This window comes from Stenotrophomonas sp. YJH_SMC_8, assembly GCF_059371315.1.
Genome location: NZ_JCAFUL010000002.1, coordinates 46673 through 69664, shown reverse-complemented (window position 1 = coordinate 69664; position 22992 = coordinate 46673). Strand labels below are relative to the sequence as shown.

The 22992-nt window shown below is 66.5% G+C and carries 21 protein-coding genes; 8 read left to right on the top strand and 13 right to left on the bottom strand.

Translation table 11 applies throughout. From position 1 onward, the window contains the following. Nucleotides 1–198 precede the first annotated feature (198 nt). Both AC5P88_RS02225 and AC5P88_RS02220 read left to right on the top strand, forming a co-directional pair. Nucleotides 199–411 (top strand): hypothetical protein, encoded by a 213-nt coding sequence (locus AC5P88_RS02225; RefSeq protein WP_495224197.1) that lies wholly within the window; start codon nucleotides 199–201, stop codon nucleotides 409–411. Further along, complete coding sequence (locus tag AC5P88_RS02220) at nucleotides 408–665, top strand: hypothetical protein (RefSeq protein ID WP_495224195.1); 258 nt, start codon at nucleotides 408–410, stop codon at nucleotides 663–665. The genes AC5P88_RS02225 and AC5P88_RS02220 overlap by 4 nt, the downstream gene beginning before the upstream one ends. A gap of 111 nt (nucleotides 666–776) precedes the next feature. On the opposite strand, the gene lpdA is transcribed toward AC5P88_RS02220, so the two are convergent. The 6 genes from lpdA to purB all read right to left on the bottom strand — a co-directional run bounded on the left by lpdA (nucleotide 777) and on the right by purB (nucleotide 10980). Beyond that, nucleotides 777–2213 (bottom strand): dihydrolipoyl dehydrogenase, encoded by a 1437-nt coding sequence (lpdA, locus tag AC5P88_RS02215; protein WP_008264626.1) that lies wholly within the window; start codon nucleotides 2211–2213, stop codon nucleotides 777–779. Nucleotides 2214–2276: 63 nt separating this feature from the next. Next, nucleotides 2277–3479, bottom strand: a complete 1203-nt coding sequence (sucB, locus tag AC5P88_RS02210; RefSeq protein ID WP_005410272.1) for a dihydrolipoyllysine-residue succinyltransferase — start codon at nucleotides 3477–3479, stop codon at nucleotides 2277–2279. 40 nt (nucleotides 3480–3519) lie between these two features. Next, nucleotides 3520–6351, bottom strand: coding sequence for a 2-oxoglutarate dehydrogenase E1 component (locus AC5P88_RS02205; RefSeq protein WP_049429412.1), 2832 nt, complete (start codon nucleotides 6349–6351; stop codon nucleotides 3520–3522). 186 nt (nucleotides 6352–6537) lie between these two features. Then, on the bottom strand, nucleotides 6538–7434 hold the full coding sequence (locus AC5P88_RS02200; protein WP_495224193.1) for a GNAT family N-acetyltransferase: 897 nt from the start codon (nucleotides 7432–7434) through the stop codon (nucleotides 6538–6540). An 8-nt stretch (nucleotides 7435–7442) separates the two neighbouring features. Next, entirely contained in the window at nucleotides 7443–8858 is a 1416-nt protein-coding gene (locus AC5P88_RS02195; protein ID WP_495224192.1) for a ribosomal protein uL16 3-hydroxylase, read from the bottom strand. A gap of 754 nt (nucleotides 8859–9612) precedes the next feature. Continuing rightward, the gene (purB, locus tag AC5P88_RS02190) at nucleotides 9613–10980 is read right to left on the bottom strand and encodes an adenylosuccinate lyase (protein WP_495224191.1); all 1368 of its coding nucleotides are present in this window, start codon (nucleotides 10978–10980) and stop codon (nucleotides 9613–9615) included. Between the two features lie 289 nt (nucleotides 10981–11269). Here purB and AC5P88_RS02185 point away from each other — a divergent pair, with 289 nt between their 5' ends. Continuing rightward, nucleotides 11270–12709, top strand: a complete 1440-nt coding sequence (locus AC5P88_RS02185) for a class II fumarate hydratase (RefSeq protein ID WP_495224190.1) — start codon at nucleotides 11270–11272, stop codon at nucleotides 12707–12709. Nucleotides 12710–12835: 126 nt separating this feature from the next. Here the strand turns inward: AC5P88_RS02185 and AC5P88_RS02180 are convergent, their stop codons facing one another. The 6 genes from AC5P88_RS02180 to AC5P88_RS02155 form a co-directional block, all read right to left on the bottom strand. Continuing rightward, nucleotides 12836–13261 carry a hypothetical protein gene (locus AC5P88_RS02180; RefSeq protein ID WP_286073871.1) on the bottom strand — a complete coding sequence of 142 codons (426 nt, stop codon included), beginning with the start codon at nucleotides 13259–13261 and terminating at the stop codon, nucleotides 12836–12838. A 100-nt stretch (nucleotides 13262–13361) separates the two neighbouring features. Continuing rightward, the gene (locus tag AC5P88_RS02175; RefSeq protein ID WP_495224188.1) at nucleotides 13362–13973 is read right to left on the bottom strand and encodes a DUF2884 family protein; all 612 of its coding nucleotides are present in this window, start codon (nucleotides 13971–13973) and stop codon (nucleotides 13362–13364) included. A 30-nt stretch (nucleotides 13974–14003) separates the two neighbouring features. Beyond that, nucleotides 14004–14891: a DUF4097 family beta strand repeat-containing protein gene (locus AC5P88_RS02170; RefSeq protein ID WP_495224186.1), complete on the bottom strand. Its 888-nt coding sequence runs from the start codon at nucleotides 14889–14891 to the stop codon at nucleotides 14004–14006. 25 nt (nucleotides 14892–14916) lie between these two features. Further along, entirely contained in the window at nucleotides 14917–15945 is a 1029-nt protein-coding gene (locus tag AC5P88_RS02165; RefSeq protein WP_495224184.1) for an ABC-2 transporter permease, read from the bottom strand. Further along, nucleotides 15942–16817 carry an ABC transporter ATP-binding protein gene (locus tag AC5P88_RS02160; protein ID WP_286073868.1) on the bottom strand — a complete coding sequence of 292 codons (876 nt, stop codon included), beginning with the start codon at nucleotides 16815–16817 and terminating at the stop codon, nucleotides 15942–15944. Before AC5P88_RS02160 ends, AC5P88_RS02165 begins: the two co-directional genes overlap by 4 nt. Beyond that, nucleotides 16817–17176, bottom strand: a complete 360-nt coding sequence (locus AC5P88_RS02155) for a GntR family transcriptional regulator (protein ID WP_005410261.1) — start codon at nucleotides 17174–17176, stop codon at nucleotides 16817–16819. Before AC5P88_RS02155 ends, AC5P88_RS02160 begins: the two co-directional genes overlap by 1 nt. 609 nt (nucleotides 17177–17785) lie before the next feature. Here AC5P88_RS02155 and AC5P88_RS02150 point away from each other — a divergent pair. From AC5P88_RS02150 to AC5P88_RS02130, 5 genes are all read left to right on the top strand, one after another. Then, complete coding sequence (locus AC5P88_RS02150) at nucleotides 17786–18373, top strand: glutathione peroxidase (protein ID WP_049428335.1); 588 nt, start codon at nucleotides 17786–17788, stop codon at nucleotides 18371–18373. A 96-nt stretch (nucleotides 18374–18469) separates the two neighbouring features. Next, nucleotides 18470–19447 carry an FKBP-type peptidyl-prolyl cis-trans isomerase gene (locus tag AC5P88_RS02145; protein WP_106550265.1) on the top strand — a complete coding sequence of 326 codons (978 nt, stop codon included), beginning with the start codon at nucleotides 18470–18472 and terminating at the stop codon, nucleotides 19445–19447. 23 nt (nucleotides 19448–19470) lie between these two features. Continuing rightward, the gene (locus AC5P88_RS02140) at nucleotides 19471–20820 is read left to right on the top strand and encodes a UDP-glucose dehydrogenase family protein (protein WP_106550264.1); all 1350 of its coding nucleotides are present in this window, start codon (nucleotides 19471–19473) and stop codon (nucleotides 20818–20820) included. Further along, nucleotides 20813–21055 (top strand): SlyX family protein, encoded by a 243-nt coding sequence (locus AC5P88_RS02135; RefSeq protein WP_005410256.1) that lies wholly within the window; start codon nucleotides 20813–20815, stop codon nucleotides 21053–21055. Before AC5P88_RS02140 ends, AC5P88_RS02135 begins: the two co-directional genes overlap by 8 nt. 10 nt (nucleotides 21056–21065) lie before the next feature. Beyond that, nucleotides 21066–21743 (top strand): DUF2058 domain-containing protein, encoded by a 678-nt coding sequence (locus AC5P88_RS02130; protein WP_111113356.1) that lies wholly within the window; start codon nucleotides 21066–21068, stop codon nucleotides 21741–21743. A gap of 48 nt (nucleotides 21744–21791) precedes the next feature. Here the strand turns inward: AC5P88_RS02130 and AC5P88_RS02125 are convergent, their stop codons facing one another. Beyond that, nucleotides 21792–22979, bottom strand: a complete 1188-nt coding sequence (locus tag AC5P88_RS02125) for an MFS transporter (protein ID WP_106550262.1) — start codon at nucleotides 22977–22979, stop codon at nucleotides 21792–21794. Between the last annotated feature and the right edge of the window lie 13 nt (nucleotides 22980–22992).

Sequence of the window (22992 nt, the reverse complement as noted above, 5' to 3'; positions counted from 1 at the left end):
CTCTTCGGTGGGTGCGGACCTTGGTCCGCACACTCAGGCCACCCGCCGGGCATGGCCCGGCGCTACCGGGCAGAGGCAGAGCGCAGATCGACCGCTTTCATCGCCCCCAGCCGGGTTTCGTCGCAAACCATTTGCGGCCGCCGGGGCAGGGCGCCAAGGTGGTCGCAGGCGGCAGGGTGCCGCCCCAAGGAGACCGTGATGAAGACCCTGTTCGCGCTCGGTGTGTGGTGCCTGCTGTTCGCGCTGTGCTGGCCGCTGGCGATCCTCGCCCTGATCGCCTGGCCGTTCGTCTGGCTGCTGAGCCTGCCGTTCCGCCTGGTCGGCATCACCTTCTCGGCACTGTTCGCGTTCCTGCGCGCGCTGTTCATGCTGCCGGCGCGGTTGCTGGGCGGCCGGGCGGTGGCCGCATGAGGATGGTGCTGCTGGTGGGTCTGGCCCTGTTGTCAGGCCCGGTGCTGGCCGCACCGCCCGCGCCACCGTCTGCGTGGCTGGAGCGGCAGCAGGCAGCGGGTGCTGATGAAGCGAATGCTGCGGGAGCAAAGGCTTCGACGGTACCCGAGGCCAAGGAGCGCTGCCGGGTCACGAAGGAATGGAAGGTTGGCGAGACGGTGGTGCAGCACAGGGTCTGCGACGATCCACCGAAGAAGCCGGCTGGAAAGGTGTAGCGCCGAGCCCATGCTCGGCTCTACATGAAGAAGGGCAACAAAAAACCCCGCCGAGGCGGGGTTTTCTGTATCCAGCCATGCCGGCCAGCGGCCGGCACTACCAGCGAACGATCAGTTCGCCTTGTGGATGGCGCGCTTGCTGACCGCCATTGCTGCGTCGTGGATCACTTCCGACAGCGACGGGTGGGCATGGCAGATGCGGGCCAGGTCATCGGCCGAGCCGCTGAACTCCATGGTCAGCACACCTTCGTGCACCAGCTCGGAGACGTTGGCGCCGACCAGGTGCATGCCGAGGATGCGATCGGTTTCGGCGTGGGCCAGGATCTTCACGAAGCCGGCCGGTTCGATCATCGCCACGGCGCGGCCGTTGGCGGCGAACGGGAAGCTGCCGGCCTTGTACGGGATGCCTTCGGCCTTCAGCTGGGCTTCGGTCTTGCCGACCCAGGCCAGTTCCGGCTCGGTGTAGATGACCCACGGGATGGTGTCGAAGTTGACGTGGCCCGGCAGGCCGGCGATCAGCTCAGCCACCGCGATGCCTTCCTCGAAGCCCTTGTGCGCCAGCATCGGGCCGCGCACGCAGTCGCCGACCGCCCACACGCCGTTGACGCCGGTGTGGCAGTGCGCGTCGACTTCGATCTGGCCACGCTCGTTGATCTTGACGCCGGTGCCTTCAGCCAGCAGGCCCTTGGTGGCGGCGCGACGGCCGACGGCCACCAGCAGCTTGTCCACGGTCAGGGTCTTCTCGCCTTCGCTGTCGGTGTAGGTGACAACGACTTCCTTCTTCTTGCCCTTGCCGGTGATCTCGGTCTTGGAGACCTTGGCACCGAGGCGGATGTCCAGGCCCTGCTTCTTGAATTCCTTGGCAGCGGTCTTGGCCACTTCGGCGTCGGCCACGGCCAGGAACTCCGGCAGTGCTTCCAGGATGGTGACTTCAGCGCCCAGGCGCTTCCACACGCTGCCCAGTTCCAGGCCGATCACGCCGGCGCCGATCACCGCCAGACGGTTCGGCACTTCGGTGAAGTCCAGGCCGCCGACGTTGTCGACGATGGTCTCGCCGTCGAACTTGGCGAACGGCAATTCGATCGAATCCGAACCGGCGGCGATGATGACGTTGGTGCCCTTCAGCTCGACGATGGAACCGTCATGCTGGGTGACCTTGACCACGTTGCCCGGCTGCAGCTCGCCGAAGCCGTAGTAGGCGGCGACCTTGTTGGCCTTGAACAGCATGCCGATGCCACCGGTGAACTGCTTGACGATCTTGTCCTTGCGGCCAACCATCGCCTCGACGTCGATCTTGGCATCCTTGAAGCTGATGCCGTGGTCGCCAAAGATGTGGCCCATGTTCCAGAACTGGCGCGAGGAATCCAGCAGCGCCTTGGACGGGATGCAGCCCACGCGCAGGCAGGTGCCGCCGAGGGCCGGCTTGCCGTCCTTGCCCAGCGCTGCGTCGATGCAGGCGGTCTTCAGGCCCAGCTGGGCCGCGCGGATGGCAGCGTGGTAACCGGCCGGGCCGGCACCGATGACGACGACGTCGAATTGTTCAGCCATTGAATTATTCCTTGATGCATTACCAGAACCCCTCCGCGCAGGCGCGGAGGGGCGGGAGGTTTCTTACAGGCCGAACAGCATGCGGCCCGGGTTTTCCAGCTGGTTCTTGATGTCCACCAGGAACTGCACCGAATCCTTGCCGTCGATGATGCGGTGGTCGTACGACAGCGCCAGGTACATCATCGGCGCGATCACGACCTGGCCGTTCTGGGCGATCGGACGCTCCTTGATGGCGTGCATGCCCAGGATGGCGCTCTGCGGCGGGTTGATGATCGGGGTCGACAGCAGCGAACCGAAGGTGCCGCCGTTGGTCACGGTGAAGGTGCCGCCCTGCAGTTCATCCAGGCCCAGCTTGCCGTCACGCGCCTTCTTGGCGTAGTCGGCGATGGTCTTCTCGATGTCGGCGAACGACATGCGCTCGACGTTGCGCAGGACCGGCGTGACCAGGCCCTTCTCGGTCGACACGGCGATCGAGATGTCCGAGTAGCCGTGGTAGATGATGTCGTCGCCGTCGATCGAGGCGTTGACCAGCGGGAAGCGCTGCAGCGCGTTGGCCGCGGCCTTCACGAAGAAGCTCATGAAGCCCAGCTTGATGCCGTGGGCCTTGACGAACTCGTCCTGCAGCTCCTTGCGCGCGGCCGACACCTTGGACAGGTCGACTTCGTTGAAGGTGGTCAGCATGGCGGTGGAGTTCTTCGACTCCATCAGGCGCTCGGCAATGCGCTTGCGGATGCGGGTCATCGGCACGCGTTCTTCCGGACGTGCGCCACCGGCCTTGCCGGCACCGCCGTTGCGGGCGAAGTTGACGATGTCTTCCTTGGTGACAGCGCCGCGACGGCCGGTGCCGTCGACGTCGGCCGGGTTCACGCCTTCGGTGATGGCGGTGAAGCGGGCGCCCGGCGGCAGGGCATCGGCAGCCGACTTGGCAGCCGGGGCCGGGGCGGCGGCAGCCGCCGGAGCAGCAGCGGCCGGGGCAGCGGCGGCTGCCGGAGCGGCTTCAGCAGCCGGAGCCGGGGCAGCAGCCACGGCGCCTTCTTCGATGATCGCCACGACCTGGCTGGAGGTCACGGTCGAGCCTTCGGCGAACTTGATTTCCTTGAGCACGCCGTCGACCGGCGACGGCACTTCCAGGACGACCTTGTCGGTTTCCAGGTCAAGCAGGTTTTCGTCGCGCTTGACGGCGTCGCCCACCTTCTTGTGCCAGGTGGCGATGGTGCCGTCGGCGACGGATTCGGGCAGTACCGGGGCTTTGACTTCGGTGGCCATTGCGGGAGCTTCCTGGTTTGTCTTCTAAATAGGGGGAGGATTATTCAGCGAACGTGTCGTTGAACGGGTTGACCAGTGCGTCGGCGACCAGCTGCTGCTGTTCGCGGACGTGGTCAGCCATGTGACCGGCAGCCGGCGAAGCCGAACGTGCGCGACCGGCGTAGTGCAGGTTCTGGCCATCGGCCAGGCAGAACTGCAGGTGGTGGCGGATCTGGTACCACGCACCCTGGTTCTGCGGTTCTTCCTGCGTCCACACCACGTCGGTGGCCTTGCCGTACTTCTTCAGTTCGGCAGCCAGCAGCGCACGCGGGAACGGATACAGCTGCTCCACGCGGATGATCGCCACGTCGTCCTGGCCACGCTTGGTCTGGTCTTCCAGCAGGTCGTAGTAGACCTTGCCCGAGCACAGCACCACGCGCTTGACCTTCTTGGCGTCCGCGTTGGCGTCGCCGATCAGGTGCTGGAACTCGCCGTTGGCCAGCTCGTCCAGGGTCGACACGGCCAGCTTGTGGCGCAGCAGCGACTTCGGCGACATCACCACCAGCGGCTTGCGGGTGGTCATGTGCAGCTGGCGACGCAGCATGTGGAAGGCCTGCGCCGGGGTCGACGGCACGACAACCAGCATGTTCTCCAGCGCGCACAGCTGCAGGAAACGCTCCAGGCGCGCCGAGCTGTGTTCCGGGCCTTGCCCTTCATAGCCATGCGGCAGCAGCAGGGTCAGGCCGGAAATGCGGCCCCACTTGGCTTCACCGGCGGCGATGAACTGGTCGATGACGACCTGGGCGCCGTTGGCGAAGTCGCCGAACTGGCCTTCCCAGATGCACAGCGTGTTCGGATCGGTGGTGGAGAAGCCGTACTCGTAGGCCATCACCGCTTCTTCGCTCAGCAGCGAATCGATGACGGTGGCCTTCTCCGGCGAATCCACCAGCTGCCGCAGCGGCATGTAGTAGTTGTCGGTCTTCTGGTCGTGCAGGATCGCGTGGCGGTGGGTGAACGTACCGCGGCCCACGTCCTGGCCGACCAGGCGCAGTGCATTGCCTTCGTCGAGCAGGGTGGCGTAGGCCAGGTTCTCGGCAAAGCCCCAGTCGCCCGGGATCTCGCCGGCAGCCATCTTGCGGCGGTCGTCGTAGACCTTGGCCACGCGCGAGTGCAGCTGCACGTCTTCGGGAATGGTGTTGATCAGCTTGGCCAGCTCGACCAGCTTGTTCTTCTCGACCTTGGTCGAGATCGGATCGGACAGCTTGCCTTCCAGCAGCTTCGGCCAATCGACGAACAGCGGGCTGGTCGGCGGGGTCTTCTCGACCTTGGCCAGCTCGGTGGTCACTTCACCGGCATCCAGCTTCTCGCGGTAGGCATCGACCATCGCCTTGCCGGCGCCGGCGGCGATCACGCCTGCCTTTTCCAGCTGCTCGGCGTACATCTCGCGGGTGGTGGCGTGCTTGCGGATCACCTGGTACATCAGCGGCTGGGTGATCGCCGGCTCGTCGGCCTCGTTGTGGCCCCAACGGCGGTAGCACATCAGATCGATGACCACGTCCTTGGCGAACTTCTGGCGGAACTCAAAGGCCAGCTGCGCGGCGAACACGACGGCTTCCGGATCATCACCGTTCACGTGCAGCACCGGGGCGGCGATCATCTTCGCCACGTCGGTGGCATAGCGCGTGGAGCGCGTATCCAGCGGGTTGGAAGTGGTGAAACCGACCTGGTTGTTGACCACGATGTGCACGGTGCCGCCGACGGCGAAGCCGCGGGCCTGCGACATCTGGAACAGCTCCATGACCACGCCCTGGCCGGAGAAGGCCGCGTCGCCGTGGATCAGGATCGGCATGACCTGCTTGCGGGCGGTGTCCTTGCGGCGCTCCTGGCGCGAACGCACGGAACCGGCCACGACCGGGTCGGCGATTTCCAGGTGCGACGGGTTGAACGCCAGCGCCAGGTGCACCGGGCCACCATCGGTAGCCACGTCGGCGGAGAAGCCCATGTGGTACTTCACGTCGCCGGCAGAAGCGTGCTCGTCGTGCTCGAACTTGCCTTCGAATTCGTCGAACAGCTTGCGCGGGTTCTTGCCCAGGGTGTTGACCAGCACGTTCAGGCGGCCGCGATGGGCCATGCCGATCACCACGTCCTTGACGCCATCCTTGCCGGCGCTGCGGATGATGGTGTCCATCATCGGGATCAGCGAGTCGCCGCCTTCCAGCGAGAAGCGCTTCTGGCCGACGTACTTGGTGTGCAGGTAGCGCTCCAGGCCTTCGGCCGCAGTCAGGCGCTCCAGGGTGCGGCGCTGGGTGTCAGCGTCCAGCTGGTAGTTGCCACCGGCCGCTTCCAGCTTCTTGTAGATCCACTGGCGCTGCTCGACCTCGGAGATGTGCATGAACTCCGCACCGATCGAGCCGGTGTAGGTCGCCTTCAGGCGTGCCAGCAGGTCGCGCAGCTTCATGCGCGGCTGGCCGCCGACGCCGCCGGTGCTGAACTCGGTGTTGAGGTCGCCATCGGACAGGCTGTGGAACGGCAGGCCCAGGTCCGGGGTGTTGACCGGCGCGGCCAGGCCCAGCGGGTCCAGGCGGGCGTCCAGGTGGCCGCGCGAGCGGTAGGCGGTGATCAGACGACCGACATTGCGCTCACGCTCGTCGCCCGCACCGTTGCCGGTGCCGGCCTTCAGCGCTTCCTTGGCCGCGTCCGCAATGTGGGAGATGACGGCCGAGTGCGGAATGTCGCCTGCTTCGCGGCCCTTGAAGCCGTCGAAGTAGGTCTTCCATTTGGGATCGACACTGTCCGGGGAGACCAGGTACTGCTCGTACAGGTCCTCGACATAGGAGGCGTTGCCGCCGGCGAGCTGCGAAGATTGCGCAAACTGCTTCAGTTGATTGTCCACGATGGAGGGTGTTGATTCGCTTTGTGGGGTATGGCTTCAGAAGGACCCGGCAGGAAGATGAATAGCCCTGCGCGGGCGCGTTCAAACAGCCAAATTGTACCCCCATCCGGACACGAAGGGGCACCACCACAGGCATCCCGGGTCCCCCGGTGCCGCTTCCAGACAGGTTGAGTGGGCGGTGCCCGCTCAGATGCCGAGCGCACGCAGTTCGCTGCAATCGCGCGAACGGTCCCAGACGCGCTGCAATTGCTGCTCGAACGGCTGCGAACGTGCAGGCAGCGCGATGCCGGCCTCGCCGTCGAGGCGATGACCGATCAGACGAAAGTAGAAGTCGCCTGCATCGTTGAGCAGGCAGGCCGAGGCCAGCGCACGGTCGACCGGGTCGGTGACCTCGCGGAACTGGATCACACTGGGCAGGCGCTGGGCCAAGGCCAGCAGCGGTGCACCGGCCGAGGCGATCGCCGCCGCGTCGTGCACGATCACCCGGAGCTGCTTGTCGTGGCGGGCGGTGACGAAGCGGCGCAGGGCGGCCTGTACCGGCGGCGCGTCCAGCAGGCCGGGGTCCAGCTGGCGGCTGTGCAGCCACAGCTGGCGACGGGCGCGGTGGATGATGGCGGTGGTGATCGCCACCGCCTGCTCGCGGCCGTCGATGGCGCTGGCCGCGCCCAGCCGGCGGCGCATCTGCTGGTGGCCGATGCCGGCCTCCTCGAACACCTCGCCCTCGGGCAGGAAGCCCTGGCGGGCATAGAAGTCACGGGCCGGCAGCTGCGCGTGCAGATGCAGCTCGGCCAGGCCGAGCCGACGTCCGGCCTCGACCAGCGCCGCCAGCAGGGCCTCGCCGACACCTTGGTTGCGATGGCTGGCCAGCACCGCCATGCGGCCGATGCGTCCATCCGGGGCCAGCCGGCCGGTGCCGACCGGTTCGCCGTCGGCCTCCAGCGCCAGTGCATGGGCGCTGACCGGGTCCAGCGCATCGCGTTCCAGCTCGGCGGCGATGCCCTGTTCCTGCACGAACACCCGCTGCCGCACGTCGTGGATGGCGACGTGGGCGTCGGCGTGGCTGACCTGCTGGACCCGGACCATGGCCGGTCTCAGGCGCGACCGTCGTCGCTGTCGTCTTCGTCGTGATCCTCGAAGTTGACGATGACCTCGATACCGTCGTCGTGCACGGTCACGGTGTGGACATCGTCGGACACCGCGTCGGCGTCGATCGCGTCGACACGGTCACGGCCCTCGACTACTTCGCCGAGCACCACGGCGTCCTCGCCGTCGTCCTCGTCTTCAGCGTCATACACCTCGTTCGGATCGATCAACTGGAACACGCCACCGACCAGCAGCTGCTGGACCACCGCGCGGCCCTTGTCGGACAGGCCGCGATAGGCGGCGGCGTCGAGCTGCTCGGCACCGGCCAGGCGTTGTGCGTCCTTCACCGGCAACGCGAAGTCCTGGCCGCTGACATACAGGCTGGCGCCACGCTTGGCCCGGCGCCAGGCCAGTCGCGCCCACGGGTGGCGCTGCAGCAGCAGGCCGGACGCCAGTGCTTCGACCACCTCTTCCTGTGCCGGTGCGGCCTGGTGGGCCATCACTTCGCCGGCGGCGCGGTAGGTGGTGATGAAGCGGCCGAACCAGTCGCCCAGCTTGTCCGGGTCGTTCATGCGGATGGCGTTGAGCGCGGTGATCACCCGCGCCATCGCCACCGTGTCGATTTCGTTCGGGTCGGCCGGCACCTTCAGGTCGGCATCCTGGTAGCGGATGTTCTCGTCGGCATCGGCGATCAGGGTGTCCAGGTAGTCGCTGATCAGCTCGGCCGAGGCCGGTGCGCGCATGCCGAACGAGAAGGTCAGGCAGGGATCTTCGGCCACCCCGTGGTGCGGCACGTTCGGGGGCAGGTACAGCATGTCGCCCGGCGCCAGCACCCAGTCATGGGTGGGCTTGAACACCTTCAGCAGCTTCAGTTCCACGTCCGGGCGGAAGCCCAGCGGCGGCTGCTTGCCCTTGATCGATTCGCTGGCATCGATCTGCCAGCGGCGGTGGCCTTGGGCCTGCAGCAGGAACACGTCGTACTGGTCGACATGGGCGCCGACCGAGCCACCGGTGGCGGCGAAGCTGATCATCACGTCATCCATGCGCCAGCGCGGCAGGAAGCGGAAATGCTCGATCAGGGCGCGCACGTCCTTGTCCCACTTGTCCACGTCCTGCACCAGCAGGGTCCAGTCGTGGTCGGGCAGGGCGGGGAAGATGTCTTCCTGGAACGGGCCGCTGCGCACGCGCCAGCCGTCGTGGGCCTTGTCGTGCTCGATCAGGCGCGCCAGCACGCCTTCCTCGCAGGCCAGGCCCGCGAGGTCTTCCGGCTGAACCGGGGTCTGGAAATCGGGGAAGGCGTTGCGGATCAGCAGCGGGCGTTTCTGCCAGAAGTCGCGCAGGAAGGTGGCCGGCGCCATGCCCAGCGGCTGGCCGGGGCGGGCGGTGACTTCGATCAGGGGGGCGGAGGACTTGCGGGCGGCCATGGGGGAATCCTTGCAACGGAAAGCGGGAGGGGCGGCGCGGCGGGCCGCCAAGGTCTCCATTGTCCGACGTTCGCGGGGATTGCGCACGTGCGCGGGTTTGTCGCGGGGTGTCCGGCCAACGGCGGAGCCCCTCGTGGCGGGGGCTGGGTAGAGTCGACTGTTAGTCGACTGGCCTGCTGAGGAGGGCCGGGCGGGTGGGCTGCGCGGGGGACGCTGCAAGTACGTCCATGTAAGCTCGATCGCCGCATCCATGCGGCTCACGCCCCCGCGCAGCCCACCCGCCCGGCCCCTGACAGTTTCCTGCGCGGCCCGCCACGGAATGGAAGAAGAAAATCAAAGGCAACAGCGGGTCGCGCGCTGCGCTTGCTTGTGCATCTGTAGAGCCGAGCCCATGCTCGGCTTGCTGTTGGAACAAGCAGCCGAGCATGGGCTTGGCTCTACAAAACCCCCAAAAACAAAGAGGGACGCGGCGAAGCCGCGTCCCTCTCAATTCCGCCCCGATAACGTCATCCACGCATGGCGTGGATCTACTCATCCGTCACTGGAATCTGTCAGAGGTGGGGCGGGTTGGGTTCGCGGGACCGTTGGCGCCATGGATGGCGCCATCGAGCCCCCAGGGATGGGTTTACGGCGTGTCCCGCTAACCCAACCCGCCCCGCCAAGCACGGCAAAAAAACCAGAGCCGCTTTTGCCGTTGCTGTTGCTGTTGCCTGCCGCAGGCAGCGCCCGCGGCCGCCGCCGCAAAGGAAGCCCCTTAAATCTTCTTCGCCAGCGACTCGGCCAGGCCGGTGTAGCTGCCCGGGGTCATCTCCAGCAGGCGCTGCTTCGCATCCGCCGGCAGCTCCAGCCCCTGCACGAACGCGCGCATCGACTCCGCAGTAATGCCCTGGCCGCGGGTCAGCGCCTTCAGCTGCTCGTACGGGTTCGGCAGGCCGTGGCGACGCATCACCGTCTGCACCGCCTCGGCCAGGACTTCCCAGGCCGCGTCCAGATCGGCGTCCAGGCGCTGCGGGTTCACTTCCAGCTTGCCCAGGCCCTTGGCCAGCGAATCCAGCGCCACCTGGCTGTGGCCGAACGCGGTGCCCAGTGCACGCAGCACCGTGGAGTCGGTCAGGTCACGCTGCCAGCGGCTGATCGGCAGCTTCGCGCTGAAGTGCTCGAACAGCGCGTTGGCGATGCCGAAGTTGCCTTCCGCATTCTCGAAGTCGATCGGGTTGACCTTGTGCGGCATCGTCGACGAGCCGACTTCGCCTTCCTTCAGGCGCTGCTTGAAGTAGCCCAGCGAGATGTAGCCCCAGATGTCGCGGGCCAGGTCGATCAGGATGATGTTGGCGCGGCGGGCGGCATCGCCGATCTCGGCGACGTTGTCGTGCGGCTCGATCTGGGTGGTGTACGGGTTGAACACCAGGCCCAGGCCGGTCACGAAGCGCTCGGCGAAGGCCGGCCAGTCCACGTCCGGGTAGCTGGCGATGTGAGCGTTGTAGTTGCCGACCGCGCCGTTGATCTTGCCGGTCAGCTCGACGGCGGCGATCTGCCTGCGCTGGCGCTCCAGACGGGCGACCACGTTGGCCAGCTCCTTGCCCAGGGTGGTCGGCGAGGCGGTCTGGCCGTGGGTGCGCGACAGCATCGGCTGGCCGGCCTGGGCGTGGGCCAGGGTGCGCAGGGTGGTGGCGATGCCGTCCAGGGTCGGCAGCAGCACTTCGCGGCGGGCCTGTTCCAGCATCAGGCCGTAGCTGAGGTTGTTGATGTCTTCGCTGGTGCAGGCGAAATGCACGAATTCCAGCGCCGGAGCCAGCTCGGCGTCGTCCTTCAGCTGTTCCTTGATGAAGTACTCCACCGCCTTGACGTCATGGTTGGTGGTGCGCTCGATCTCCTTCACGCGCGCGGCCTGGGCCGGGCTGAAGTTGGCGGCCAGGGCACGCAGGCGGGCGATGGCGGCGTCGGAGAACGGCGCCAGCTCGACGATGCCCGGTTCGGCGGCCAGGGCCAGCAGCCATTCCACCTCGACCACGATGCGGGCCTTGATCAGGCCATATTCGGAGAAGATCGGGCGCAGGGCGTCGACCTTGCCGGCGTAGCGGCCATCGAGCGGGGACAGGGCGAGCAGGGCGGAATCGGACATGTCGGCAGGGCGGGGACGAGCGGCGGGGCCGATATTCTACGACGCGGGGCCTTTGCATGCTCGGTAGCGCCGGGCCATGCCCGGCGGATGGCGGCCGCGCTGCGCGCTCGCCGGGCACGGCCCGGCGCTACCCGTGTAAACGGCCCTGCGGACGGAACGATCTGGCCCGCACTCGTCATCCCATGCTGCAGGCAAGGGAGTATCGTTGGCGCAGCCGCCAGCCCGGGAAGCGACACCCTGCCAGCCGCCGCTTCCCTTTCCCCAACTGAAGTAGTGCGGAGTCGATGCAATGAGCAAAGCTGCAAGCAAGGGTGGAACCACCGGGTTCCGGATCGAACATGACAGCATGGGCGAGCTGCAGGTGCCTGCCGATGCCCTGTGGGGCGCGCAGACCCAGCGTGCCGTGCAGAATTTCCCGGTCTCGGGCCAGCGCATGCCGCGCGGTTTCATCCGCGCGCTGGGCCTGGTCAAGGGCGCCGCTGCCGGCGTCAATGCCGAGCTGGGCCACCTGCCCAAGACCGTGGCCAAGGCCATCCAGACCGCCGCCGCCGAGGTGGCCGCCGGTGACTGGGACGCGCATTTCCCGATCGACGTCTACCAGACCGGCTCGGGCACGTCGTCGAACATGAATGCCAACGAGGTCATTGCCACCCTGGCCAACCGTGCCGGCAAGGCAGGCAAGACCGTGGTGCACCCCAACGACCACGTCAACCAGGGGCAGAGCTCCAACGACGTGATCCCGACCGCGCTGCGCGTGTCGGCGGTGCTGGCCACGCACGAACAGCTGCTGCCGGCGCTGGTGCACCTGCGCAAGACCCTGGACAAGAAGGGCCGCAGCCTGCGCAAGGTGGTCAAGACCGGTCGCACCCACCTGATGGATGCGATGCCGCTGACCTTCGAGCAGGAATTCGGCGCGTGGTCGGCACAGCTGGCCTCGGCGCAGGAGCGCATCGAGGACAGCCTCAAGCGCGTGCGCCGCCTGCCGCTGGGTGGTACTGCCATCGGCACCGGCATCAACGCCGACCCGCGTTTCGGCGCGCAGGTGGCCAAGGCGCTCAAGCAGCAGACCTCGATCAAGTTCGACAGCGCAGAGAACAAGTTCGAAGGGCTGGCGGCGCAGGATGACGCGGTGGAACTGTCCGGCCAGCTCAATGCACTGGCCGTGGCCCTGATCAAGATCGCGAATGATCTTCGCTGGATGAATGCCGGTCCGCTGGCCGGGCTGGGCGAGATCGAGCTGCCGGCACTGCAGCCGGGCAGCTCGATCATGCCGGGCAAGGTCAACCCGGTGATTCCGGAAGCGACCGTGATGGCCTGTGCGCAGGTGATCGGCTACCACACCGCGATCACCGTGGCCGGCCAGACCGGTAACTTCCAGCTCAACGTCACCCTGCCGCTGATCGCGGTGAACCTGCTCGATGGCATCGGCCTGCTGGCCAATGTTTCCACCCTGCTGGCCGACAGTGCCATCGCCGGACTGAAGGTGCGCGAAGACCGCGTGGCCGAGGCACTGGCGCGCAACCCGATCCTGGTCACCGCGCTGAACCCGATCATCGGCTATGAGAAGGCCGCGGCCATCGCCAAGCGCGCCTACAAGGAACAGCGCCCGGTGCTGGATGTGGCGCTGGAAGACAGCGGCCTCGACGAGGCCGAGCTGCGACGCCTGCTGGACCCGACCGCGCTGACCGCTGGTGGCATCCAGGCTGGCGGTGGTGGCGCCGGCGGTTGATCTGCCGGTTCGGTAGCGCCGGGCCGTGCCCGGCGGAATGCTGGCGGACCGAACGCTACATTCGCCGGGCGTGGCCCGGCGCTACCAGAGCAATGAGAAACGCCGCCCTTGGGCGGCGTTCCTGCTTCAGCGACGGTCGGCGACGATGTTGCCGAAGGTGTCGGTGTAATCCTTGAACTCGGGGATGCGCTGGATCAGGTCGGCCGGGATAACCTCCATGCCCTCCGGCGGCTGGATCTTCACCGGCTGCATGTTCGGGTCGGCCGGTGCAGCCACCAGCGTGTTCTGGCGCAGCACCTGCAGCTTGCCGAACATCGTCTGCAGCATCTGCTTCTGTCCGTCGTCCAGCGGAATCTGGATCTCGTCCACCTTCATCGTGCCATCGCCGAGGATGATGATGTTCGGTGCGGGCGGGCGGCGCACGGTCACCATGCCTTCGCTGACGGAAATCTTGGGCTTGCCGCGCTCGGCGCGGTGGTTGCGGTAATCCTTGTCGCAGCCGATCAGGCCCAGGCAGAGCAGGGCGGCCAGCAGCAGGAACAACTTCTTCATGGCGTTCGGTTCGGGGGCATCCGGGGCCCCCATTGTAAGCCCGCCGCCGCAGCCGGACCGGCAACGGAAGGCCGCTGCCGGTCGGGTGCGTCGATTTGTCTCAGTTGGAGAACGTGACCGAGTTGTTCTTGCCGCAGTCGTCCACGTCGCTCTGGTCCATCGTCGCGTAGGGCTTGAACGCCGGTAGCTCGCGCGCCAGTGCCTGCTGGCTGGCCAGCATCGCCGGCAGGCGATCACAGATGCGCTTGGCCTGGACCTCGATCTTGGCGGCTTCGGCGTTGATGCGCTTCTCCACACCTTCACTGTCGCCGCTGAAGATGCCCTTCAGCGCTTCGCCTGCCGCATTGGCACCGAGCTTGGCACCGGCCAGGCCGACGTCCATGCCGTCCATTGCGATGGCGACCACGTGGCCGCGGTACTCCTGCAGGTGGCGGCGCTGGGTGTCGTTGGCCGCGACCTCCTTGCCGGCGATCAGCAGGCGGCCGTCGGGCGTGATCTCCGCACGCGGCTGCTTGTCGGCCGAGATCTTGATGTTGCCCTGGGCGATGTCCTTGCGGGCATCGTCCATGGCTTCCTTGACGGTTTGGCCGACGCCGCTGGTGGCTTCGGCGACGCTCTTGCCGACGGTCTTGTCGGGGGCGGAGGACGCGCCGCCGCAGGCGATCAGCGGCAGGCACAGCAGGGTGGCGGGCAGCAGGCGCAACAGATTCATGATGTTCCCCTGGACGTGTCTGGAAGAGGATTACTTGCTGCGCGGCAGGGTGACCCGGCCGCTGACGTTACGGTGTTCGACATCGCCGCTGCCGCTGTGATCGACGGTCAGGCTGCCGCGTACACCGTCCACCTGGATGTCGCCCGAGCCGTGGCTGCGCACATGCACGTTGCCGCCGATGTCGGCCAGGTCGACACCGCCGGAGCCGACCACGCCGACTTCGACGCTGCCCTGCACGCGCTTGAACTCGATGTCGCCCGAGCCGACCGTATCCAGACGCGCGTTGCCACGCACATCGGTGATCTTCAGGTCACCCGAACCGACCGTGCCGGTGATGGCGTCGCCGCCGATGTTACGGGCATTGACGTCGCCCGAACCCAGCGACAGCAGGTTCAGCGAACTGCCGCCGTCGATGTTCAGGTCGCCCGAGCCCACTGCGGCGTGGATGCTGCCGCGCGTGCCGCGGGCAACCGCGTCACCGGAGCCGACATCCACGCTGAGCGACTGTGCGTTCTCTACGCTGGCATCGCCGGAGCCGACCTTGAGCTGCAGCGGCAGGTTGTCCGGCACGCTGCCGTGGATGTCCAGCCAGGCGTAGCTGTTGCCCAGGCTGATGCCACTGTGGCGACCGTCGCGGCGCAGGCTGACGACCAGCTTGTCGCCTTCCCTGCGCTGGTCCAGCACCAGCTGGTCCAGCCATTCCTGGCTGGAGGCGCAGGCGCGGCCATCCAGCTGGCCACCGCCCTTGCTGGCGACGACCTTCAGGTCGTGCTGGTTCACCTCGATCACCACCGCCTTGGCACCGGCCGTATCCAGCTTCAACGTGCGCGCAGCAGTGAACTTGCAGTTCGGGGCATCGGCAGCGAGTGCCGACAGCGGCAACAGCAACAACGCGGAACAGGCGAGCAGGGAACGCATGGGTGGTGCCTCCGGGTGGATGGAATCAGATCTCGCCGGCGCGCTTGCGCAGGCGGATGGCGAGGAAGATGAACACTGCACCGACGGCCACACCGATCCACAGTTCCGGCATCGCCAGCGACTTCAGCTGCGAGGCAGGGGACATCAGGCTGACCACCGAGTCCAGGTCGCGGCGCGACCCTTCACCTGCGCCGAGGCGATACAGCAGGTCCATGCCGGGCACGCCGCCCAGCAGCAGGCGGCCGACGATGTTCTGCCAGAACCAGCCGGTGGTCAGGCCGAACAGCGGCATGATCTTGGTGGTGCTGACGATGACGCCGGCAAACAGCGGCAGCATCACCGCCCACAGGAACGGCTTGCTCTTGGCCCAGGCCGAGCACAGCAGCAGCCAGCCGGCGGTGGGCAGGGCCCACAGCGCGTAGACCGGAATCCAGCTCAGGTGGCCAGCGGCCAGGGTCAACGGGCTGGCCGGGCCCCAGATCAGCGCCATCGGGCTGCCTCCGTGCATCAGCGCGACGATGCTGATGATCAGCATGAAGCCGAACATGGTGATGATGCCGGCGACCACCGCGATCAGCGGCGCAACGATCAGCGCGCTGATCACCTTGGACAACACGGTCTGGGTGTCCGACAGCGGCAACGACTTCCAGAACAGGATGCTGCGGTCGCGACGGTCGTCGTACAGGGCGCCCAGGCAGTAGAAGAACACCACGAAGGCCAGCACCAGGAACGGCCATGCCGAGCTGAGCACCAGGGTCAGGTCGAGCCCGTTGCCCAGGTCGGCCAGGTCCTTGCCGTTGATGTTGCGGGTCAGCAGGGCCAGGTCCAGGCCGTTGACGTTCACGCTTTCGCCATCGACATGCAGTGCGCCGTTGCGCGCTGCGCGGTTCAGAGCGAACAGGCCGAAGGCGATGCCGACAGTACTCATCACCAGCGAGATCAGGCCGGCGATCAGCGGGGCATACAGGAAACCGCCGCGGTTTTCCCAGTACTCGCGCTTGAGCAGCCAGCGCAGTGTGCCGAGGGGGCTGACGGGGTGGTTGACGGCATTCATGCGTAGGTCCCCTTCATGACGGCGACGAACAGGTCGGCCAGGCCCGGGCTGCGGGTCTCGCCAAGAGTGGAAAGCTGGGCGCGCGGTACGCCGTCGAACAGCATCACGGTCTTGCCGAACGCCAGGCTGCGTTCGTCGATCGGCTTCAGGGCGCGTGCGGTCTCCAGCTGGTCGGCGTTGACCAGCAGTTCGGTGTAGCGCTGGCCGACTTCGTCCATTTCCGCATCGAGCACGATGCGGCCGTCGCGGATGAACATGACGTCGCTGAGGATGTGCTCGATCTCTTCCACCTGATGGGTGGTGACGATGATGGTCTTCTGCTCGTCGAAGTAGTCTTCCAGCAGGCGCTGGTAGAACTCCTTGCGGTACAGGATGTCCAGGCCCAGGGTGGGCTCGTCCAGTACCAGGACGCGGGCATCGATGGCCATCACCAGTGCCAGGTGCAGCTGCACGATCATGCCCTTGGACAGTTCGCGCACGCGCTGCTTCGGCTGCAGCTTGGTATTGGCGAGGAAGCGTTCGCAGCGGGCGCGGTCGAAGCGCGGATGCACGCCGGCGACGAAGTCGATCGCCTCGCGCACCTTCAGCCAGCGCGGCAGCACGGCGACATCGGCGATGAAGCAGATGTCGTTCATCAGCTCGTCACGGTGCAGCCGTGGATCGCGGCCAAGCACGCTCAGCTCACCTTCCACCGAGGTCAGGCCGAGCAGTGCCTTCAATGCCGTGGTCTTGCCGGCACCGTTGGGGCCGATCAGGCCGACGATGCGCCCGCTCGGAATGCTGAAGCTGGCATTGTCGAGGGCAACGGTGGACTTGTAGGCCTTGCGCAGGCCGCGGGCGGTGATGACCGATTCGCTTGCGGTGCTATTCATCAGACTTTCCCCTGGGGCAGCAATTCGTCGAGGCTCAGGCCCAGGCGCTGGATGCGCTCCAGCACGGCCGGCCATTCTTCATTGAGGAAGCGCTCGCGCTCGCTGCTGCGCAGCTGCGTGGCGGCCTGCTCGGTCATGAACATGCCCAGGCCGCGGCGCTTTTCGACCAGGCCTTCATCGGCCAGTTCTTGGTAAGCGCGCGAGACGGTGATGGGGTTGAGCTGGTAGTCGGCGGCCACCTGGCGCACCGAAGGCAGGGCATCGCCCGGCTTGAGGATTCCGTCGAGCATCATGGCGATCACGCGCTCCTTCAACTGACGGTAGATGGGAGCGCCGTCGCTCCACTGGATGTCGCTCATATTCAGCTCCGTGGGGTCAGCGGCTGGGCGAACGAGAAATACGGCATGGACAGGGAGCTGTGCAGCCGACGCGGGGGAGGGGGGGAGGGGGCAGTGGCGTTCTCTGCCGGCGAGGCGGTCGCGTCCTGCGCACTGTCAGCGGAGTCGGGGAGGCTGGGCGCGGCCAACCAGGCCAGCACGATCAGGGTCGAAACGGCAGCGGCCGCGGGTGCGGCGAGGTTGCGACGGATCCGGATGTTCATGGCTTCCCCCTGTCTCAGGTGACTGGTGTTGTATGAAACTATAACACCGGCACGCCCATGTGCAACCCCCTGCCGGCCCCAACTGATGGCAGGGGCGGTCAGATCGTTGAAATATCACCTTATGCAATTGATTCTAAAGGGAAATAAAAGTGTCGCATGGCCCAATCCAGGCCTGCCTTCCATTCAGCGATGTCCATACCATGTCATCACTTCGCCAACGAAGACCGGCGAAGGGCGTAGCCGCCACGCCGCGCAAAGCCTGGGCCGCCCCCTGCCATCTGGGCCATCGAAGCCCGGTGCTATAGTTCGGCCGATTCCCGGCCGCTGCTGGCCGGGCCCTGTGACTGGCTACCGCGGACCGCTCCTGATGCCCCTGTCGACCGTTACTCCGCGCCGCCTGCGCGGCCTGTCCCTGCTGGCCCTGATGGTGGCCGGTGTCGCCGGTTCCGCCAGCGCCCTGGCCGCCGACCTGCTCGACCTGGACTACCGGCCGCTGGCCAGCAAGCAGCAGGTCAACCTGCAGCAGCGCTATCACGGCCAGGTGCTGCTGGTGGTCAATACCGCCAGCAAGTGCGGCTACACCCCGCAGTACGAAGGCCTGGAGGCGCTGCAGAAGCGCTACGCAGGCCGTGGTTTCGCGGTGCTCGGTTTCCCCTCCAATGATTTCAAGGGGCAGGAACCGGGCGACGAGAAGCAGATCCAGGATTTCTGCACGCTCACTTACGGGGTCAAGTTCCCGATGTTCGAGAAGGTGCATGTGGTCGGTGCGGAGGCGACGCCGCTCTATCAACGGTTGACGGCGGCCACCGGCGTGGCACCGGGCTGGAATTTCCACAAGTACCTGGTCGGCCGCGATGGCAAGGTCATCGCCCAGTTCGCCAGCAAGGTGACACCGGATGATCCGCAGCTGACCGCGGCCATCGACAAGGCGCTGGCTGCAGCCGCCGCACATTGATATCCGGCACGGATGCCTCGACATCGACGGCATGCGTGCGACAATGTTTCTTTTCGCGCCGACGTCGGCGCCCAGACACTTCCAGGAATGCAGCGAATGAAGATGGGAATGCGCGGCGCCGCGGCGTCGGTTCTGATTCTGGCGATGGGCACTTCGGGTGTCGCTCTGTCGCAACAACCGGCTGCCCCCGCAGCCGCCAAGGAGACCGCAACCTTGAATTCCCCGAAGCAGAAGCTCGGCTACGCCATCGGCCTGGACGTGGCCAAGTCGTTCACCCCGATCGCCGATGAGATCGACGTGGCCGCGCTGCGCACCGCCGTGGAGCGTTCGTTCGAAGGCCTGCAGCCGCAGATCACCCAGGAACAGGCCAAGGCCACCGACGCGGCCCTGCGCCAGGTCGTGATGGCCCGCAGCGGCCAGCAGGTGCCGGGCATGGCGCCGGGTTCGCAGCCGCCGAAGGTCGACCGCGTCAAGGTGTCGCAGATGATCGGTTCCTACTCTGTGGGCCCGTCGTTGGCGCAGCTGAAGGATGACATCGATGTTGCCTCGCTGTTTGACGCGATCAGCACCGGCCTGACCAAGGGCCAGCCGAAGATGACGGAAGCCGACGCGACCGCCACCATCCAGGCCTTCATGGGCAGCAAGCAGGCTGAAATGCAGGCCAAGGCTGCCGCTGCTGCGCAGACCAACCGCGAAGAAGGCAATGCCTTCCTGGCCAAGAACAAGACCCAGCCGGGCGTCGTGACGACGGCCTCGGGCCTGCAGTACCAGATCATCCGCCCGGGCAGCGGCGAGCGCCCGCTGCCGAGCAGCAAGGTGCGCGTGAACTATGAAGGCAAGCTGCTCAACGGCACCGTGTTCGACAGTTCCTATGGTCGCCAGCCGGCCGAGTTCGGTCTGGACCAGGTGATCAAGGGCTGGACCGAGGGCGTTGCGCTGATGCCGGTCGGTTCGAAGTACCGCTTCTGGATCCCGGGCAATCTGGCTTATGGCGAGAATGGCACCCCGGGTGGCCCGATCGGCCCGAACGCGACTCTGACGTTCGACGTCGAGCTGCTGGGCGTCCTGCCGTAAGCCACCACGGAGCCTGCACGGACATGCGCGTTGCGATTTTCGGTACCGGTTATGTAGGTCTGGTGACCGGTACCTGCCTGGCCGATGTCGGTCATCAGGTGGTCTGCGTCGATATCGACCAGGCCAAGGTGGATGGCCTCAACCAGGGCATCATCCCGATCTATGAGCCCGGCCTGGAGCCGATGGTGAAGGCCAACCACGCCGCGTCGCGGCTGGCATTCACCACCGATGCCGCGTCCGCGATCGCGCATGGCCAGGTGGTGTTCATCGCCGTCGGTACCCCGCCGGACGAGGACGGCAGCGCTGACCTGCAGTACGTACTGGCCGTGGCCCGTACCATTGGCCGGCACATGAGCGTGCCGACCGTGGTGGTCAACAAGTCGACGGTGCCGGTGGGCACCGCCGACAAGGTGCGTGCCGCCATTGCAGAGGAACTTGCCGCGCGTGGCGCGGACATCGCCTTCGACGTGGTGTCCAACCCGGAATTCCTGAAGGAAGGCGACGCGGTCGCCGACTGCATGCGCCCGGACCGCATCATCATCGGTGCGACCAGCGAGGAGTCGGTGGCGGTGATGCGTCGCCTGTATGCGCCGTTCAACCGCAACCACGACCGCGTGGTGGAAATGGACGTGCGCTCGGCCGAGCTGACCAAGTACGCGGCGAACGCGATGCTGGCGACCAAGATTTCGTTCATGAACGAAATCGCCAACATCGCCGAGCGTGTCGGTGCCGACGTCGAGCAGGTCCGCCAGGGCATCGGTTCGGACCCGCGCATCGGCTGGCACTTCATCTATCCGGGCGCCGGTTACGGTGGCTCGTGCTTCCCCAAGGACGTGCAGGCGCTGGCCCGCACCGCGCAGCAGCATGGTCTTGAGCCGAAGCTGCTGAACGCCGTGGAAGCGGTCAATGATGCGCAGAAGGGCCACCTGTTCGCCCTCATCCAGCGTCATTACGACAAGGGCGAGGACGAAGGCGTGCGCGGCAGGACGTTTGCCGTGTGGGGCCTGGCATTCAAGCCGAACACCGACGACATGCGTGAAGCCTCCAGCCGTCGCCTGCTGGCGCAGCTGTGGGAGGGCGGTGCCACGGTGCGTGCCTACGACCCGGAAGCGATGCATGAGTCGCAGCGCATCTTCGGCGAGCGCGATGACCTGGTGTTCTGCAGCAGTGCCGATGAAGCCCTCGAAGGGGCCGACGCGCTGGTGGTGGTCACCGAGTGGAAGCAGTTCCGCAGCCCCGATTTCCAGAAGCTGCGCGAGCAGCTGAAGGACGCGGCAGTGTTCGACGGGCGCAATCTGTACGATCCGGCCGAAGTGGAAGCTGCTGGCCTGGCGTACTACGGCATTGGCCGGGGGCGTTCGCTGCATGTCTGACCTGCTGCCGACCGAACGCGAGCAGGCGCTGGAAGCGCGCCTGGTCGAACTGGAAATGCGCGTGTCCTTCCAGGAACAGGCGCTTGCCGAGTTGAGCGATGCGCTGGCCGATGCCCGCATGCAGGGCATGCGCAACGCCGACGTGCTGCGCGTGCTGCTGGAGGACCTGGGCAAGGTCCGCAATGCACTGAATTCTTCCGATCCGGCGAGCGAACCGCCGCCGCCGCACTACTGATCCGAATCCTATGAGCGATACCCTCCGCGACCAGCTGATGGGCCTGGGCTTCAAGCCGGCGCCCAAGCCCGAGCGCAAGAATGATGGCCCCCGCCGTGATGGCCGCCCGCAGGGCAAGGGTGGCAATGGCAATGGAAAGCCGCAGGGCGCAGGCCGGGGCGAGCACAAGCCTGGCGAGCGCCGTGGGCCGGGCGGTCCGGGCAAGCCCGGTGGCCCGGCGCGTGGCCAGGGCCCGCATGGCCCGCGCAAGCCGCGCAGCGCCGAAGAGATGGATCTGGCCAAGGCCTATGCCATCCGTGCGCAGCGCGAGAAGGAAGAGCGCATCGAGACCGAGCGCCTGAAGCAGGAAGAGGCACGCGTGCGCCGCGAGGCGAAGGCCAAGCTGGAAGAACTGCTTAAGGACAAGAGCCTCAATGCCGAGGCGGCAGACATTGCCCGCCACTTCCCGTATGGCGGCAAGATCAAGCGCATCTACGTGACCGCCGAACAGCTGACCGCGCTCAATGCCGGTGAACTGGGCGTGGTCCAGCTCAATGGCCGTTACCTGCTGGTGACCGCCGAAGTGCTGGCACAGTCCGAAGCGGTGTTTGCCGCATCGGTGGCACTGAAGGTCGACCCGAACGCACCGGCCGAGGAAGATCCCTACGCGGATCCGCAGTACCAGGTACCGGACGACCTGGTCTGGTAACCGCACCTGCTGCACGATGAGAACGCCGGGCATTGCCCGGCGTTTTCGTTACCGGGCGCGCGCAGCACTGCGGCGTGCACGGATCAACGGCAGGCTCAGCGCGAAGAAGCACAGCAGGGCGCCGACCAGAGCGAACCCGCTACCGGCGAGGAAGGCCGTGCGCCCCTCGTCGATCTTCCACAATTGGCCGGCGATGAGCGCGCCCAGCACGCCGCCGACACCGGACGAGAATCCGTACAGCAGGCCCTGGCCATGGCCGTTGAGGCGACCCGGGAAGTAGGTCGCCAGCATCTGCATCGCCGCCGCGAAGAACGCGGCAAAGCCCAGCGCGTGCGCGGTCTGCGCAAGCAGCATCACCGGCAGGCTTTCCGGGAACAGCGCGGTCACCGCCCAGCGCAGGCAGGAGCTGACCAGGGCGATCAGCAGCATCCAGCTGGCGTCATAGCGGCGGAAGAAACGGCCGATGGTGAAGAACACGCCCACTTCGAACACCACGCCGATGGTCCAGAGCAGGCCGAGCGTGGACGTGCGATAGCCGTGGTGGTCCATGTAGACCGAGAAGAAGGTGTAGTACGGGCCGAACGAGAGCTGCTCCATGAAAGCGGCGAGGAAGAACGCCAGCACCGGCGGGCGCCGCACGATCTGCCAGAAGCCGCTGGCATCGCCGCCGGTCCTGCCGATGTCGCGTGCGTAGTGGTTGCTGAAGGCCGAGGCAACCAGCAGGACGAACAGCGGCAGCATCATCCACGGCAGCAGCCCCGCGCGGCTGGCAGTGCCGTCACCTTCGATCAGCCAGCCGAACAGGGTGACGATGGCGATGAAGCCGAGCGAACCCCAGACCCGGATCAGGCCGTAGCGATGGCTGTCGCTGCCGAGATGGGTGAGGGTGATCGACTCGAACTGCGGCATCACCGCGTTGTAGAAGAAGCAGAACACGATCATCGCTGGATACATCCACGGCTGCGGCAGGGGCAGCAGGAATGCGGTGAAGCTGATCAGGGTCAGCACGCAGCCGATGCGCAACAGGCGGATCGGCCGCGGTGAGGTGGCCGCCAGCGAGGTCCAGGCACTGGGTGCGACCACGCGCGTGGCATACCACAGTCCCATCATCACGCTGATGGCGGTCACGCTCATCCCGCGCGCAGTGAGGAACAGGCTCCAGTACGGAGTGAACGCACCGAGTGCCGCGTAGTAGAACAGATAGAAGCTGGAGAGGCGGGCAGCAGGAACGGTCATCGCGAGAACAACG